This window comes from Pseudomonas sp. GW821-FHT01C01 (assembly GCF_059422645.1).
This window is the reverse complement of record NZ_JBWKXF010000001.1, coordinates 48,909-63,497: the sequence shown is the minus strand read 5'-3', so window position 1 is coordinate 63,497 and position 14,589 is coordinate 48,909. Positions and strand designations below refer to the sequence as shown.

Sequence of the window (14,589 nt, the reverse complement as noted above, 5' to 3'; positions counted from 1 at the left end):
AAGACTGTAGAAACGTATTTACTTTCCCAACGCGAGCGAGCCCGTTCCCACTGGGTTTACACAATCCAATGTGGGAGCGGGCTTGCTCGCGAAGAAGCCGGCACATTCAACATATTTATTGACTGGCCCGCCGCATTCGCGAGCAAGCCCGCTCCCACAGGTAAAGCAATGCCACGGAGGTAATAATTGTCAGCGTCAGCCCTTGCCTGCCGCGCGATACCGTGCCGCCCGCCAGAGGTTTTTCGATTCTTCTGTCAGATGGCGCAAGCCGCTACGGTCCAGCATGCGTTCCGACTCCTCTTGCACCGCGGCCAGCACAGCAGCCTCGTCGACGGCGCGCACGACGTAGTCTTCCATCAGGATCCGGCCATCGACGATGGTGGTACACACGTCCGCGCCGTTGGCGAAACAGGTGACACGGTGGACCGGCATGTTCATCGGCATCAGGTGCGGTTTGAACAGGTCGATCAGAATGATGTCGGCTTTCTTGCCGACTTCCAGCGAGCCGATCTCATGCTCCATTGACAGTGCCTTGGCGGCGTCGATAGTGACCATTTCCAGCACTTTGCCCTGGGGCAGGATGTCCGGGTCGCGGAAATGCCGACGGTGGTAATGCATGCACTGGAACATGTGGCGGAACATGTCGTAACCACGGTCCGGGGCGGCGCCGTCGGAGCCGAGGGCGACGGTGACATTGGCCTCGATCAGTTCCGGTACCGGGCAGCGCCCCAGGATCGACATGATCGCGCTCGGGTTGTGCACGATCTTGGTCTGTGTCTCGCGGCACAGGGCGATGTCCTCCGAGGTTAAGTCAATGCAGTGCGACATGAAGGATGTCGGGCCGAGCAGGCCCAATTCGCGGTGGGCCAGCGCCAGCGTACCGGCGCGGTGGCCATCCTGGGTGAACGTCAGGCCATAGCGCTGGGCCAGAGCCAGATATTCCTGTGCTTGCTGGCGGAACAGCGGTGCCAGCTGCCGATGGCCGGGCTCGTATTGTGGTGCATACACCGGCAACGTAATGGCAATGCGCACCCGGCCGTCACCCATACCGTCGCAGCTCCTGGCGATTTCTTCGCAGTTCTCGAACATCGTCTCGAAACTGACGTCGCGCCGAGTGGGCGGTTCGGTCGACCAGTCCAGGTAGGTGCGCGGCGCCGGCGGCCGTGACGGCCCGACGGCCACCACCGAGCGGGTACCGATTTCGGCGATAGCTTGGGCGTGGCGTTGCGCGTAAACCGGGTCGTCGACCCGCATGATCGAATCGCCTCCACCCAATAGCGACACGCCAGTGGTGGTGCCGCATTTGAGCCGCTCCAGCGCCGACAACCGGGCATCGGCCTCCCAGAACCCGATGCCGGAGGCCGAGGTGTAGATGGTCTGGCAAGCGTCCATCCAGGCATCGCCCTCCCCGCCGCCGATGGTTTTCAGCATGGCGTGGCCGGCATGGGCGTGGCTGTCGATCAAGCCGGGGAGTACCGCCTTGTTGCGTGCATCGATGACTTTTTCGGCAGTGAATCGAGCCCGCAGTTCATCCGTGCGCCCCACCGCGACGATGCGGTTGCCGAGCACGGCCACGGCGCCGTCGTTGATGACGCGCCGTTGCTCGTCCACGGTGATGACCACGCCGTGCTCGATCAGCAGGTCTACTTTGTCGAGATTATTTTGAGTCACAAGCGGCTCCGCAGCAGACTGCCATTTTGCGCCACGACGATGCCGCGGCTGATCACCGTCCGCGCCAGCGGACGCGCCACGACGGCTTCACTCAGAGTCTGCGCAGGCAGCAACAACAAGTTGGCGGTTTGCCCCGTCGCCAATCCGTAATCACTTCGCCCAAGCGCCCGGGCGCCATTGCCGGCAGCGGCTTCGAATGCCGTGCAGATTTCAGGGTCGGTTCTCATGCCACAGCGCAAGGCGAGCAGCATCGCGCGTTCAAGCATGTCGCCATTGCCCATCGGGGTCCATGCGTCCCGAATGCCATCCGAACCCAGGCAGACGTTCACCCCCGCAGAGAGCAGTTCAGTAAAGGGTGGTATGGCGATGTCGGAGGGCGCCGTGGTCATGAGAGAAATCCGGTTGGCCGCCAGGCGTTCAGCCAACGGCAGCACCTGGGCCCAGTTTTTCATGCCCAGGCAAAAGGCATGGCTGATCATGACTCGCCCCTGACGCTGATAGCGCTCGGTGAAATCAATAATCCGGGCAATCTGCCAGAGCCCCAACTCACCACCGTCATGCAGGTGGATATCGATACCGCGATCAAACCTGTCCGCGAGTTCGAACAGGATCGTGAGGTGCGCGATGGGATCGTTGTCTATGCCGCAGGGGTCCAACCCCCCTACCACCTCGACTCCCAGCTCCAGGGCTTCGCGCATCAAGGCCTCGACCCCGGGGCGGTTAACCAGGCCAACCTGAGGGAAGGTGACGAACTCGATATCAACCAGGTCGGCGTAGCGCTCGCGCAGCTCCAGCATGGCTTGCACATGCTCGATGCCCAGTTCGGGATCGGCGTCTACATGACAGCGCAACAACAGCGAGCCGCGAGCGATGCATTGCTCCAGCAGGGCACCCGCCCGCTCTGCAATGGGTGATTTGAGCTCGCGCAGGATCTGCCGCTCATTGGCGATGCGCGCTTTAAGCGTCGGGCCTGCACTGTGCGGTCGCCAGGGTTGACCCCACAGGGTCTTGTCCAGATGGATGTGGCTTTCCACCAGCGACGGAACGAGTAACTGACCTTGCCCGTCAAGGTCAGGTTCAGCGACTGGATTGCCACTGGCTGGCTGACGGTCGCCGATACGACCCTCAACAATCTGTATGTCTTCAATTTCGCCGCCATAGGGGCGGACATTACGCAACCAGAACGATTGGATCATTGGAACCTCATCACTTTCGAACAAGCCCCTGTCGCCGGATAGCCAACAGGGGCACTGTTTACTGAGTCACCAGAAGAGCTACTTCAAGTTGCCGGCAAGGAACTGCTTGAGGCGCTCACTTTTGGTGTGCTTGAACAGTTGCTCCGGGTTGCCTTCTTCCTCGATTTTGCCCTGGTGCAGGAAGATCACGTGGTTGGACACCTCGCGGGCAAAGGCCATTTCATGCGTCACCACCACCATGGTCCGGCCCTCTTCGGCCAGGGCCTGCATCACCTTCAGCACCTCGCCGACCAGCTCGGGGTCGAGCGCCGAGGTCGGCTCGTCGAACAGCATCACTTCCGGCTCCATCGCCAGGGCACGGGCGATCGCCACGCGCTGCTGCTGGCCGCCGGACAGGTGCGACGGGTACTTTGCCTCCATGCTGGCCGGCAGGCCGACTTTGGCCAGGTACTTGCGTGCGCGGGCCACCGCCTCATCGCGGCTGAGGCCAAGCGCATGCATCGGCGCCTCGATAACGTTTTCCAGCACTGACATGTGCGCCCACAGGTTGAAGTGCTGAAACACCATGGACAATTTGGTGCGCATGCTTTGCAGCTGCTTCTGGTTGGCCACGCGCAGCCCACCGTGCTTGTCCTTCTCGGTGCGGATTTCCTCGGCGTTCACCGTAATTCGCCCGGCGCACGGTTGCTCGAGGAAGTTGATGCAACGCAAGAAGGTACTCTTGCCGGAACCCGAAGAGCCGATGATGCTGATCACATCGCCGGCCTTGGCCTTGATCGACACGCCCTTGAGCACTTCGTGGTTGCCATAGTTCTTGTACAGATCGTCTACGGTCAGTTTGTACATGTTTTTGACCCTGCGTATGCGGCCTTCAGGCGGCCTGGGGTTTCAGGAAGGCCAGCCAGCGGGTTTCACCGCGACGAAATAGCCAGACAAGCGACAGCGCAATCACCGCGTACAACAGCGCAGCGATGAAGAAAGCCTCGAACGACGCATAGGTCGCAGAGTTGACGTCGCGGGCGACCTTCAGCAGGTCGGGCACCGTGGCGGTAAACGCCACCGAGGTCGAATGCAGCATCATGATCACCTCGTTGCTGTAGTACGGCAGTGCGCGACGCAGCGCCGAGGGCAGGATGATGCGGCGGTACAGGGTGAACTTCGACATGCCGAAGGCGCGGGCCGCCTCTACCTCGCCGTAGGGCACCGACTTGATCGCGCCAGCGAAGACTTCCGTGGTGTAGGCGCAGGTATTGAGCGCGAACGCCAGCACCGTGCAGTTGAAGCCCTCGCGAAAGAACATGTCGAGGAACTCGTGCTCGCGTACCACGCTCAGGCTGTAAACACCGGTGTAGATGATCAACAGTTGTATATAGAGCGGCGTGCCACGAAACACATAGGTGTAAAACCAGACTGGAAGCCGCACGAACCGGTTTCTTGACACCCGGGCCACGGCCAGCGGCACCGACAGCACGAATCCGATCGCGATCGACAGCACCAGTAGCCACAAGGTGATTGCCAGGCCGGAAAAGTTGGCGCCGTCCGACCACAAATACGCTTGCCAGTATTCCTGGATGATATCGATCACAGTTGAGCCTCCCGAACGCCGACCGAGTAATGATGCTTAAGCCACATCAAGACACCGTTCGAGACCGTGGTAATGACCAGATAAATCAGTGCGCCGATCACGGTGAAATAAAACAGCTGCATGGAACTCTTCCCGGCATCCTGGGTGGCCCTGACGATATCGGACAGACCGATGATGGACACCAGCGCGGTCGCCTTGATCATGACCTGCCAGTTATTGGCAATTCCAGGCAAGGCAAAACGCATCATTTGCGGGAACAGAATCCGATGGAACGCCTGCCATGGGCTCAGGCCATAGGCCATGGCTGCCTCAGTCTGGCCGCGGGGGACCGCCTGGAAAGCACCTCGGAAGGTTTCGGTGAAATAAGCGCCGTAGATAAACCCGAGCGTCGCTACACCGGCGAGGAACGGGTCGATATCAACTTGATCCATCCCAAGACCTTCGGTGACCTGATTGAGGACTATCTGAATGCTGTAGAAGAGCAACAGCATGGTCACCAGATCAGGAACACTGCGTATCAGCGTGGTATAGAGGGTGGCGATGTGGCGCAGCCATCGATTGCCTGACAACTTGGAACTGGCACCTGCCAAACCAATCAGTACTGAGGCCAGCAGCGATAGTATGGCCAGCTTTAATGTCATCCAGGTGCCACTCGCAATCAGCGGCCCATAGTCTGCCAAGGACATTGCATTCTCCTTGAGTTCGATAGTCCAGCCGATGCTGCCTATCTTGTTCAGTAGTGTTGTTCTTGTTTTTGAATGCTGACTGCCTGCAACTTGAAATCAATCAGTTGTACACATCAAAGGAGAAGTATTTATTAGAGATCGTCTGGTAAGTTCCGTCCTTGATGATCTCGGCCAGCGCCCCATTGATCTGTTCGCGAAGTTCATTGTCTTCCTTGCGCAAACCAATTCCCGCACCCACGCCGAGGGTTTTCGGATCGCGCAACTCCGGGCCGGCAAAAGCAAAATCACGTCCGTTCGCGGTTTTCAGAAAACCCAGGTCGGCCTGGACTGAAGACTGCAGCGCGGCATCCAGGCGGCCGGCCATCAAGTCCTGGTAAACCATGTCCTGGTTCTGGTAGGTCATGACAGTGACGCCCTTGGGCGCCCAATAAGCCCGGGCATAGGTTTCCGACGTCGAGCCCTGCTCGATCCCTACCCGCTTGCCTTGAAGGGATTCGGGCGTTGGCAGGAGATCCGAGCCTTTTTTCGCAAGGAGACGCGGCAGGACATTACTGATCTTGTCGGAGAAGGCGATTTGCGCCTGGCGTTTCTCAGTCACGCTCATGGAGGAAAGAATGCCGTCGAACTTCTTGGCTTTCAGCGCCGGGATGATGCCGTCGAAGGAGTTCTCGACCCATACACATTTGACCTTGAGCTTTTCGCAGATCGCATTGCCAAGATCGATATCGAAACCTACAAGCGAGCCATCGGGCGCCTTCGACTCGAACGGGGCGTAAGTGGGATCAACGCCGAAGCGAATGACTTGCAAGTCTTTCGCATAGACGCCGCTGGCGGCCAAGGCGAGAACCACTGAAACTGCTAACTTCTTCATATCAATCTCCGTAGGAACACTGGTGCTGGGGTTTCAAAAATCGTCTTCTATTCAATGCCCTCGAAAACCGGACATGTCGTACTGTCTGACCGGGTTCACACCTTCCGCATGCTGTGTCGGTAACTCGCCGGGGAGAACTTGAATGTCAGTACCGCCATCGCTGCGAGCACCCCGATGTGCAGCCACCAGCCGCTGGTAAAGCTGCCGCCGGAGTCGCGCAGCCAGCCGATCAGCCAGGGAGCACTCGAGGCGAGCACAAAACCGATACCCTGAACGAAGGCCGCCAAGGTGCCGGCCGCTTGCGCACCGGGCAAATGGTCGAGGCTGACAATCAGGCTGAGCGAGAAGAACCCGCCGAGACCGAAACCGGCCAGTGCGACCCACAACCACGGCGCTGCGTTGGGGACCAGCGCGAAGCCGGCGAAGCCCGCGGCCTGCAGCGCTATCGTCAGCCACAAGGCACCACGCCGGTCAGCGCTGCGGCGGGCAAGCATCGGCATCGCGAACGCCGCCGTCGCCTGGAACATCGCCAACCACGCAAGCAAGTTGCCTGAGGCCTGCAGGCTCATGTTCTGCTGCTGGTAGAAGGACGGCAGCCAGGCCACCAGACTTGAGTAACCGCTGTTGGTGAGTCCAAAGTAGGCAGCCAACTGCCACGCACGGTGATTCCTGAAGAAGCTGCCGGTTTTGACCGGTGCAGGTCCGCCAGCGGCTATCGGCGCAGTGCGTGGTGCACACACCAGCCAAAGCAAGAACACGGCAAGCGCTGGCAACGCCCAAATGGAAAGCCCTAACCTCCAGCCGCCATACGGATTCAGCCATGTGCTTGCCAGCGAGCCAAGCGCCCCGCCGCCGACCAATGCCGCCGAGTAGAGCCCCATCACCATCGCTATTCGCTCAGGAAACCAGCGTTTGGCGACACCCGGTATCAAGGCCTGGATCACCGCCACACCGGTGCCGGCGATTCCGGCGCCAAGGATCAACTGCACTCCGTCCTTGACCAGGGCGCGTGACGCGCAGCCGATCATCAAGAGCAACAATGCGCCGGCCAGCGCCCTCCTTTCGCCGAAACGACGTGCGACACCGATGCCAATGAAGGCAATCAGGCCCATCAGCACAAAGGGCAAGGTGGTCAGCATCGCGGCGGCGCGAAAGTCGAGGCCGATGTCGGCGCGCACCAGGTCGAGCACCGGCCCTACCGAAGTCAGGAATGGACGCAAATTGAGGCCCAGTAGCACCAAAAGCACCAGCGCGACCAGTGACACCTCACTCGCGCGCGACACACCCGTAACGATGCAAGCCGATCCGCGGTCAGTCATGGCGCACACTTCTTTCCCACCGCTCCCACCTTTCCCGCCGGTGCGGGTGCAGACTCGGCTCCTGCATTAGCGTCACGTCACTGGTCATCACATTTACCTAGGGGGATTCTGGTCAACAGGCCACATCAGCGGCTGTTCTTAAAGATTAAGAGCAGGTGCTATTATTCGGAAATGAAATGTTCGAATGACAATTAGTGGGAAATCAAATGACTTCAACACTGATCGATCCGGTGCTGCTCAAGAGTTTCGTCGCCGTGGTAGAGAGCGGCAGCTTCACCCGTGCCGGTGAGCGCGTGCACCTGAGCCAGTCGACCATCAGCCAACAGTTGAAGCGGCTCGAGGAGCAACTCGGCTGCGAGCTGCTCAACCGCAACGGGCGCTACGTCGGCACCACCGAGGACGGCGAACGCCTGCTCGGCTATGCGCGCCGGCTCCTGGGGCTGATGGAAGAGGTCGTGGAAGAGTTTCGCAAAGGCCACGCACAGGGCGAGTTGCACATCGGCGTGCCAGAAGACTTCGCCTCAGACCTGCTGACCCCGACACTGGGCGCCTTCGCACGCGCGCACCCGTCGATAAGGCTTGAGATCAGCAGTGGGCTGAGCAACACGCTATGGCAACAGTTTTGTGCAGGCGACTACGACCTGGTGCTGGTCAAACAGCGCCCGGGACAGGTTGTGGGACACGCCGCCTGGCCCGAACCGCTCGCCTGGTTCGACAGCCTCAGCGAGCCAACATACGAGCGCGACCCGCTGCCACTGGTGGTGTTTCCGGTCGGCGGCTTGTATCGCGATGAAATGATCCACGCGCTCGAGAGCGCCGGCCGACGCTGGAGCATCGGCTACAGCAGCGCGAGCCTCGCGAGCGTCCGCTCGGCAGTTGCCGATGGTCTTGGCGTCAGTGTGCTCCCTGCGCGACTTGCACTGCCCGGCCATCGACGGTTGGGCGTGGCCGAGTCCTTTCCCGAACTGGCGCCACTGGAAATCGCGCTGCACCTGCGCCCCGACGCACCACGCCGCGTGATCGATCTGGCCGAACAGCTGAAAAGGCTATGCGCCCAAGTGACCGGCCACGTCGGCTGACGAGCCCAATCCTGCTTTCCGGCAAAGACTCCTTGTCGTACTCACCTCGCCCGATGAAAGAGTCGCGGTTGCAGCAGGCCACCGGGCCTTTCAGGGCTGGATAAGCAAGGCTGGATAAGCAAGGCTGGAATTACTTGGGAAACAACAGCGTAAACGCCACCCGAAATCCCCAGCCCTCAGCGCCGTCTTTCGGGCTGTCCGCCCAGTAGCGCGGTCCCGCTTGCAGGCTCATGGGTTGATGACCCACTTTGAACAACTGGGTGACGAACAGGTTAATCGGCACTGACCATTCGCGGGTTTGCCAGTCGTAGGTGGATTCGGTGTTGATGCCGTAGGTGGTATAGGTATGGGTGGTGTAGCTGAAGAAAGGTTGCAGAAAGGTTTGGTTAATTTTGTCCTTGTCATCGGGCGGGCTGTTGTCCAGCGACCAGATGTGATTGGCCAGAATGCCGCGAGTCCAGCCATTACTTTGTTTGAGGGCAACCACGGTGGGACCCGCCCCCCATTGTTCACTGCTCAATAGCTCATCGCTGCCGGTGGGTATCAGGAATACCGGCCCGGCCCCCCAAATCCAGCCGCTCTCGGTCGGGTGTTTGGGTGAAAAAAACAAGCTCTGGGTCACGTCACCGATACCGGACTTGTCCGCCTCTCCACCCGGTACCAGGCCATGCTGATCAATGACCGGCAGGATGGTTCGGGAAATAAGATTCCACTCGTCGTTGAGGCTGAATGGCAGAACTGGCTGGATATTCGTGACGCTTTGGTAGCCTTCGCCACTGGGGCCAAGTTTTTGGTTCCAGTTGTACTGAATGGGCACGCTGTAGAGCGCGGCAACCGGATTTAGTGATTGTTTGGCCAGTTCGGCCTGACTATCGGCTGGCATTCCGATTTCGGGCCAAATGATTGCCAAAACCATAACCGGCGTGAGGTGAATGCTGTTTTTCATCAGTAGCTCCTTCTCGATACTGAGAATATGGACTACCACTTATGTTGGACCGTCGGCGCACGAACCGTGCCCGCTCAGCTTAGTTCAGGTTTTCTCGATAATTGCCATTTCGACTTGAGAGGGTGCGTGGGGCATCTATTGATGAACCCATGGACAGGTGGCCACCAGCTACCCCGCGGGCATGAGCTACCTGCCCGGCACACAAATCACCGGTGCAATCCTGGCGCATTGCGACAGGAGCCACCTATGCTCTGAGATGTCAACGTCAGTTGGGCCATGGTCTGGCCCGGCAACAAGCTGGCCTGCCACACAAAAAAACGACTTCATCCCAGGAGCACCCAGCACCATGAACTTGCCCCGAAACTTGCTCGTCGGCGCCACGCTGGCCGGTCTGTTGCTCAGTGGTTGTACCTCGAAAGTCACCGAGCGGGAGCAGTACTCCGGCTACCTGCCCAACTACAACAACCTGCAAGAAGTCCAGACGCCTAGCGGCGGAACCGCGATGCGCTGGGTGAGCCCATCGTGGAACGCGAATGCGTACGACACGGTGGTGTTCAATCGACTGGAACTCTATCCGGCGCCCAAGCCCAATGAACGGGTCAACCAGCAGACGCTGGATGAGCTGCAGAACTACATGACCAGCAAGGCCAAGGGCGTGCTGGGCCAAAAATACCGGGTGGTGTCGAGCGAGAGCGCGGCGCCAAGGGGTTCGAAAACCTTGATCATGCGCGCAGCCATCACCGGGGTGAGCGCCTCCAACGAAGGCATGAAATGGTATGAAGTGGTGCCGATCGCAGCCGTGGTCGGGGCCACACAGGCAGCCACCGGTCACCGGGATCAGGACACTAACCTGTTCATCGAAGCCGAAGTCATCGACGCAAAGAGCAGTCAGACCATGGTCAAAGTCGTACGCAAGGTATTTGGCAGCCAGCTTTCGAACGAGAGCGAGAAAATCACCACGAAGGATTTCAAAGCGGCGATCGACAAATTGAATGCTGATCTCTGGGCGTTCATCCGCAGTTGATCCCTGTTTCAACCACCAACAAATGTTGGCCGTTAAATAAACCTCAAGCCGAGGGTAGCTGACATGTCGACGCCTTTATCGCTTCGATTCTCAACATTGCACAGACCGTTACTCATCGCCGCCCTCGTCACCAGTGTGCTTGGGCTGAGCGCTTGCGCATCGGTGGATGCGCAGACGACCGCTTACGTCGGGGTCGAGCATCCCGCGCCGACCCTGCCCAGCGAAGTCCAGGTACTACGCGCAGAACCGACGCGCCCCAATGTGCGGCTGGGTGAAATCCTGATCGACGCCACGGTCGACCCGGCACCCCCCATCACCGAAGTCGAACAAAAACTGCGTGAAGAAGGCGCCAAACTGGGCGCAGACGCGGTGGTTGTCGTCTACGACCATATTCAGCCCGTCGCCGCTTACGTGACAGGCCCACTGTGGAACCGTGACATAGAAACGATCCAGGGGCGCAAGCTCAAAGGCATTGCCATCAAATACCAATGACGAGGTGCACAACAATGAAAGCTATCCTGTCCTGGCTGACGGTCGCGTTGGTGACTGTGCTGATCAGTGCCTGTTCCGCCGTGGGATCATCCCAAGGCGGTGCCGGTGAAATGGAGATTCGCTCAGGCAAGATCGAGCAGATATCGTTGACGCAGATGCAGACCAATCACGATAGCGGCGTCGGCGCCGTACTCGGCGGCCTTGGTGGCCTCGGTATCGGCAGCCTGGTCGGCAGCGGCACCGGGCGTGATGTCGCCATGGTTGCCGGCGCGCTCGCCGGTGCTGTTGGCGGCAATTACGCAGAGAAGAAAAAGTATGACCAGCCGGTAGCGGCGCAGCAGGTCATCGTGCGGGTAAAAAGCGGCGTGCTGGTGTCGGTTACCCAGCCGATCAATCCATCCCTGGGTAAAGGTATGAAAGTTTATATCGAAGGCACGGGGAATGACGCACGAGTGGTGCCGCAAGGCGGTTAAGGCCGGGGCATGGGGCGGGGTTCATTCGAGCAACTGACGGCACCTGGCACCTGGCACCTGGCGGCATTGGCATGTGCCTTTGCGCCAGGCAGGCGGCGTTAAACCGAAAAAATGAACCCCAAAAAGAACCCTGGGCAAACTGGAAACTGCACGCGTGGTTATTTCAGACTCCCAGCCAGAAACTGCTTTAAACGCTCGCTGCGCGGATGCTCCAGCACATCGCCGGGCGCGCCCTGCTCCTCCACCCTGCCCTGATGCAAAAACATAATGTGGCTGGATACTTGCCGGGCGAACGCCATTTCATGGGTGACCACCACCATGGTTCGGCCTTCCTCGGCAAGCTGCTGCATGACTTTGAGCACCTCGCCCACCAGTTCGGGGTCGAGTGCCGATGTCGGTTCATCGAACAGCATCACCTCTGGCTCCATCGCCAGCGCCCGGGCAATGGCGACCCGCTGTTGCTGGCCTCCGGACAAATGAACCGGATATTGATCCTCGACCTTTTGCGGCAGACCTACCTTGGCGAGGTACCGGCGTGCGCGCTCCAGTGCCTCTGCTCGACCGATACCCAGCACGCTCATCGGGCACTCGATGATGTTTTCCAGCACCGTCATGTGGCTCCACAGATTGAAGTGCTGGAACACCATCGACAGCTTGCTGCGCATGAGCCGCAATTGCCCGGGATCGGCCACGCACAGTTCGCCCCTTGAATTCTTACGGGTCAGCAGTTCTTCGGCATTGACGACAATGCGTCCGGCCGATGGTTGTTCCAGGTGGTTGATGCAGCGCAGGAAGGTACTTTTCCCGGACCCCGAGGAGCCGATAATGCTGATCACGTCGCCAGCCCGGGCCTTGAGCGAGACGCCTTTCAAGACTTCATGGCTGCCGTAGTTCTTGTGCACATCTTCAACGATCAATTTATACATTCGAGCAAGTCCGATGGGGTCAATGCGTGCGGGGTTTGAGATAGGCCAGCCAATGCAGTTCGCCACGGCGGAACAGCCAGATCAGGAAAAAAGCGCTGCCGGCATACAGCACCCCGGCAATGCCGAATGCGGTGAATGAGGCATAGGTCGCCGAATTGACGTCCCGGGCAATCTTCAGCAAATCGGGGACCGTGGCGGTAAAGGCCACCGAAGTGGAATGCAACATCAGAATCACTTCATTACTGAAAAACGGCAGCGCCCGACGCAATGCCGATGGCAAGACGATTCGGCGATAGAGGGTGAAGCGGCCCATTCCGTAAGCCCTGGCGGCCTCGATTTCACCATGGGGCGTCGCCCGGATGGCGCCGGCAAAAATCTCGGTCATGTATGCGCAGGTATTGAGCCCGAACGCCAGCACCGTGCAGTTGAAGCCGTCACGGAAAAACGCGTTGAGAAAATCCTGAGACCGCACCACATGCAGGCTGTAGACGCCGGTGTAGAAGAACAGCAACTGGATGTACAACGGCGTGCCGCGAAACACGTAGGTGTAGCACCACACCGGCAGGCGGATCAGCGGATTGCGGCTGACGCGGGCAATCGACAGCGGCACCGCGAGCAGGAATCCGATCACTACCGACAGAATGAGCAGCCACAAGGTCACTGCCAAACCGGAAAAGTGTGGCCCGTCAGTCCACAGGTACGCCTGCCAATACTCTTCGAGAATGCCGGTCATAGCGCTGCCTTCCTGACACCGACCGAGCAGCGGTGCTCCAGCCACAGCAATACAACGTTGGACACGGTGGTGATCGCCAGGTAGATCAGACCGCCGACCAGCGTGAAGTAAAAGAACTGCATCGAGCCCTTGCCCGCATCCTGCGTGGCCTTGACCACATCGGTCAGGCCGATGATCGACACCAGCGCCGTGGACTTGATCAACACCTGCCAGTTGTTGCCGATCCCCGGCAGCGCGTGACGCAGCATTTGCGGAAACAGGACCTTGCGAAAGGTTTGTCCCCGCGTCATGCCGTAGGCCCGCGCCGCTTCGATCTGACCTGCCGGGACAGCCTGAAAGGCACCACGGAAGGTCTCGGTGAAATAGGCCCCGTAAATGAATGCCAGGGTCACGACACCGGCCAGGAACGGGTCGATATCGATTTGCCCGGTACCCAGCCAATCGGTCATGCGGTTGAGCAGCATCTGCAGACTGAAGAACAACAGCAACATGATCACCAGGTCCGGCATGCTGCGGATCACCGTCGTGTAACCCGTGGCCAGCGCCCGCAATACGCGGTTTGAAGACAGCTTGGAACTGGCACCGAGCAGTCCTGCCAGGACAGCGATCAGTAATGACCATAACGCCAGTTTGATTGTGGCCAGGGTGCCCAGCAGAATCTGCGGGCCAAAGCCTTCCAGAAGCATTTCACTCTCCTTGTTTTTATTGGGTGAGGTGAAGGCGATAGAGCGCCCGGACGAGCGCCCCGTTGCAAATACAGTCAGAAGTTATTTCGCGCCGTAGACGTCGAAATCGAAGTACTTTTTGTTGATCCGCTCGTAGGTGCCATTGGCGAGAATGGTCGCCAGGGCCTTGTTCAAGTCCTCGCGCAACTCCACATCGTTTTTGCGCAAACCGATCCCGTCACCCACGCCGAAAAACTTCGGGTCATCCAGGGTCGCACCCGAGAACTCGTAATCCTTGCCGGCGTCGGTGTTCAGAAATCCGTAGCTGGCCTGGATGGACCCCTGCAGCGAAGCATCGAGCCGCCCCACGACCAGATCGGCATACACCTGATCCTGATTCTGATAAGACAGAACCTCCACGCCCTTCGAACCCCACACCGCTTTGGCGAAGGCTTCCTGAGTCGAGCCCTGCTCCACACCGATGCGTTTACCCTTGAGCGATTCAAGGGTCGGCTGCAATCCCGACCCACGCCTGACCACCAGGCGCGCCGGCGCGTTGGACACCTTGTCAGTGAACGCAATCTGCTCCAGGCGCTTTGGCGTGACGGTCATCGACGACGCCACGGCGTCGAATTTACGCGCCAACAGTGCCGGAATCACCCCGTCCCAGCTGCTTTCAACCCAAACGCAACGGGCGTGTATTTCGGCACAGAGCGCCTCGGCGATATCGACCCCGAAGCCGGTCAGCGTGCCGTCCTGGTTCTTGTACTCCAGCGGTGGATAGGTGGGGTCCACCCCCAGTCTCAGGACTTTGCCGGACCAGTCGGCCGCACCCGCGAGGCTAGATGCCGTCAGGAATGCCAGTGAAACCGCTGCAATGATCTTGTTCATTATTTTCCTCTCCAGGTCGCAGACGATGTTTG

General features: G+C 59.4%; 16 protein-coding genes. 4 read left to right on the top strand and 12 right to left on the bottom strand.

Going from position 1 to position 14,589, the window contains the following annotated elements; translation table 11 throughout:
* Window positions 1-195: 195 nt before the first annotated feature.
* From AC07XF_RS00215 to AC07XF_RS00185, 7 genes are all read right to left on the bottom strand, one after another.
* Window positions 196-1,671, bottom strand: a complete 1,476-nt coding sequence (locus AC07XF_RS00215) for an amidohydrolase family protein (RefSeq protein WP_495024903.1) — start codon at window positions 1,669-1,671, stop codon at window positions 196-198.
* Window positions 1,668-2,867 carry an amidohydrolase family protein gene (locus tag AC07XF_RS00210; RefSeq protein ID WP_495024902.1) on the bottom strand — a complete coding sequence of 400 codons (1,200 nt, stop codon included), beginning with the start codon at window positions 2,865-2,867 and terminating at the stop codon, window positions 1,668-1,670. The genes AC07XF_RS00215 and AC07XF_RS00210 overlap by 4 nt, the downstream gene beginning before the upstream one ends.
* Before the next feature lie 78 nt (window positions 2,868-2,945).
* Complete coding sequence (locus AC07XF_RS00205) at window positions 2,946-3,713, bottom strand: ABC transporter ATP-binding protein (RefSeq protein WP_495024901.1); 768 nt, start codon at window positions 3,711-3,713, stop codon at window positions 2,946-2,948.
* 25 nt (window positions 3,714-3,738) lie between these two features.
* Window positions 3,739-4,452 carry an ABC transporter permease gene (locus AC07XF_RS00200; RefSeq protein ID WP_495024900.1) on the bottom strand — a complete coding sequence of 238 codons (714 nt, stop codon included), beginning with the start codon at window positions 4,450-4,452 and terminating at the stop codon, window positions 3,739-3,741.
* A complete protein-coding gene (locus AC07XF_RS00195) occupies window positions 4,449-5,138 on the bottom strand; it encodes an ABC transporter permease (protein WP_495024899.1) in 690 nt (229 codons plus the stop codon). The genes AC07XF_RS00200 and AC07XF_RS00195 overlap by 4 nt, the downstream gene beginning before the upstream one ends.
* A gap of 100 nt (window positions 5,139-5,238) precedes the next feature.
* Window positions 5,239-6,009 carry an ABC transporter substrate-binding protein gene (locus AC07XF_RS00190; RefSeq protein ID WP_495024898.1) on the bottom strand — a complete coding sequence of 257 codons (771 nt, stop codon included), beginning with the start codon at window positions 6,007-6,009 and terminating at the stop codon, window positions 5,239-5,241.
* Between the two features lie 95 nt (window positions 6,010-6,104).
* The gene (locus AC07XF_RS00185) at window positions 6,105-7,328 is read right to left on the bottom strand and encodes a cyanate transporter (RefSeq protein ID WP_495024897.1); all 1,224 of its coding nucleotides are present in this window, start codon (window positions 7,326-7,328) and stop codon (window positions 6,105-6,107) included.
* Between the two features lie 206 nt (window positions 7,329-7,534).
* On the opposite strand from AC07XF_RS00185, the gene AC07XF_RS00180 reads away from it, so the two are divergent.
* The gene (locus tag AC07XF_RS00180) at window positions 7,535-8,407 is read left to right on the top strand and encodes a LysR family transcriptional regulator (protein ID WP_495024896.1); all 873 of its coding nucleotides are present in this window, start codon (window positions 7,535-7,537) and stop codon (window positions 8,405-8,407) included.
* Window positions 8,408-8,537: 130 nt separating this feature from the next.
* Here AC07XF_RS00180 and AC07XF_RS00175 read toward each other — a convergent pair whose 3' ends face one another.
* Window positions 8,538-9,323, bottom strand: a complete 786-nt coding sequence (locus AC07XF_RS00175) for a transporter (protein ID WP_495025079.1) — start codon at window positions 9,321-9,323, stop codon at window positions 8,538-8,540.
* A gap of 376 nt (window positions 9,324-9,699) precedes the next feature.
* On the opposite strand from AC07XF_RS00175, the gene AC07XF_RS00170 reads away from it, so the two are divergent.
* From AC07XF_RS00170 to AC07XF_RS00160, 3 genes are all read left to right on the top strand, one after another.
* A complete protein-coding gene (locus AC07XF_RS00170) occupies window positions 9,700-10,377 on the top strand; it encodes a DUF3313 domain-containing protein (protein ID WP_495024895.1) in 678 nt (225 codons plus the stop codon).
* Window positions 10,378-10,440: 63 nt separating this feature from the next.
* Window positions 10,441-10,869: a hypothetical protein gene (locus AC07XF_RS00165; RefSeq protein ID WP_495024894.1), complete on the top strand. Its 429-nt coding sequence runs from the start codon at window positions 10,441-10,443 to the stop codon at window positions 10,867-10,869.
* Between the two features lie 14 nt (window positions 10,870-10,883).
* Window positions 10,884-11,342, top strand: coding sequence for a glycine zipper 2TM domain-containing protein (locus AC07XF_RS00160; protein ID WP_495024893.1), 459 nt, complete (start codon window positions 10,884-10,886; stop codon window positions 11,340-11,342).
* Window positions 11,343-11,500: 158 nt separating this feature from the next.
* Here the strand turns inward: AC07XF_RS00160 and AC07XF_RS00155 are convergent, their stop codons facing one another.
* The 4 genes from AC07XF_RS00155 to AC07XF_RS00140 form a co-directional block, all read right to left on the bottom strand.
* Window positions 11,501-12,268 (bottom strand): ABC transporter ATP-binding protein, encoded by a 768-nt coding sequence (locus tag AC07XF_RS00155; RefSeq protein WP_495024892.1) that lies wholly within the window; start codon window positions 12,266-12,268, stop codon window positions 11,501-11,503.
* Window positions 12,269-12,287: 19 nt separating this feature from the next.
* On the bottom strand, window positions 12,288-13,001 hold the full coding sequence (locus AC07XF_RS00150) for an ABC transporter permease (RefSeq protein ID WP_495024891.1): 714 nt from the start codon (window positions 12,999-13,001) through the stop codon (window positions 12,288-12,290).
* Entirely contained in the window at window positions 12,998-13,687 is a 690-nt protein-coding gene (locus AC07XF_RS00145; RefSeq protein WP_495024890.1) for an ABC transporter permease, read from the bottom strand. Before AC07XF_RS00145 ends, AC07XF_RS00150 begins: the two co-directional genes overlap by 4 nt.
* An 81-nt stretch (window positions 13,688-13,768) precedes the next feature.
* Window positions 13,769-14,557, bottom strand: a complete 789-nt coding sequence (locus tag AC07XF_RS00140) for an ABC transporter substrate-binding protein (RefSeq protein WP_495024889.1) — start codon at window positions 14,555-14,557, stop codon at window positions 13,769-13,771.
* Window positions 14,558-14,589: the final 32 nt, after the last annotated feature.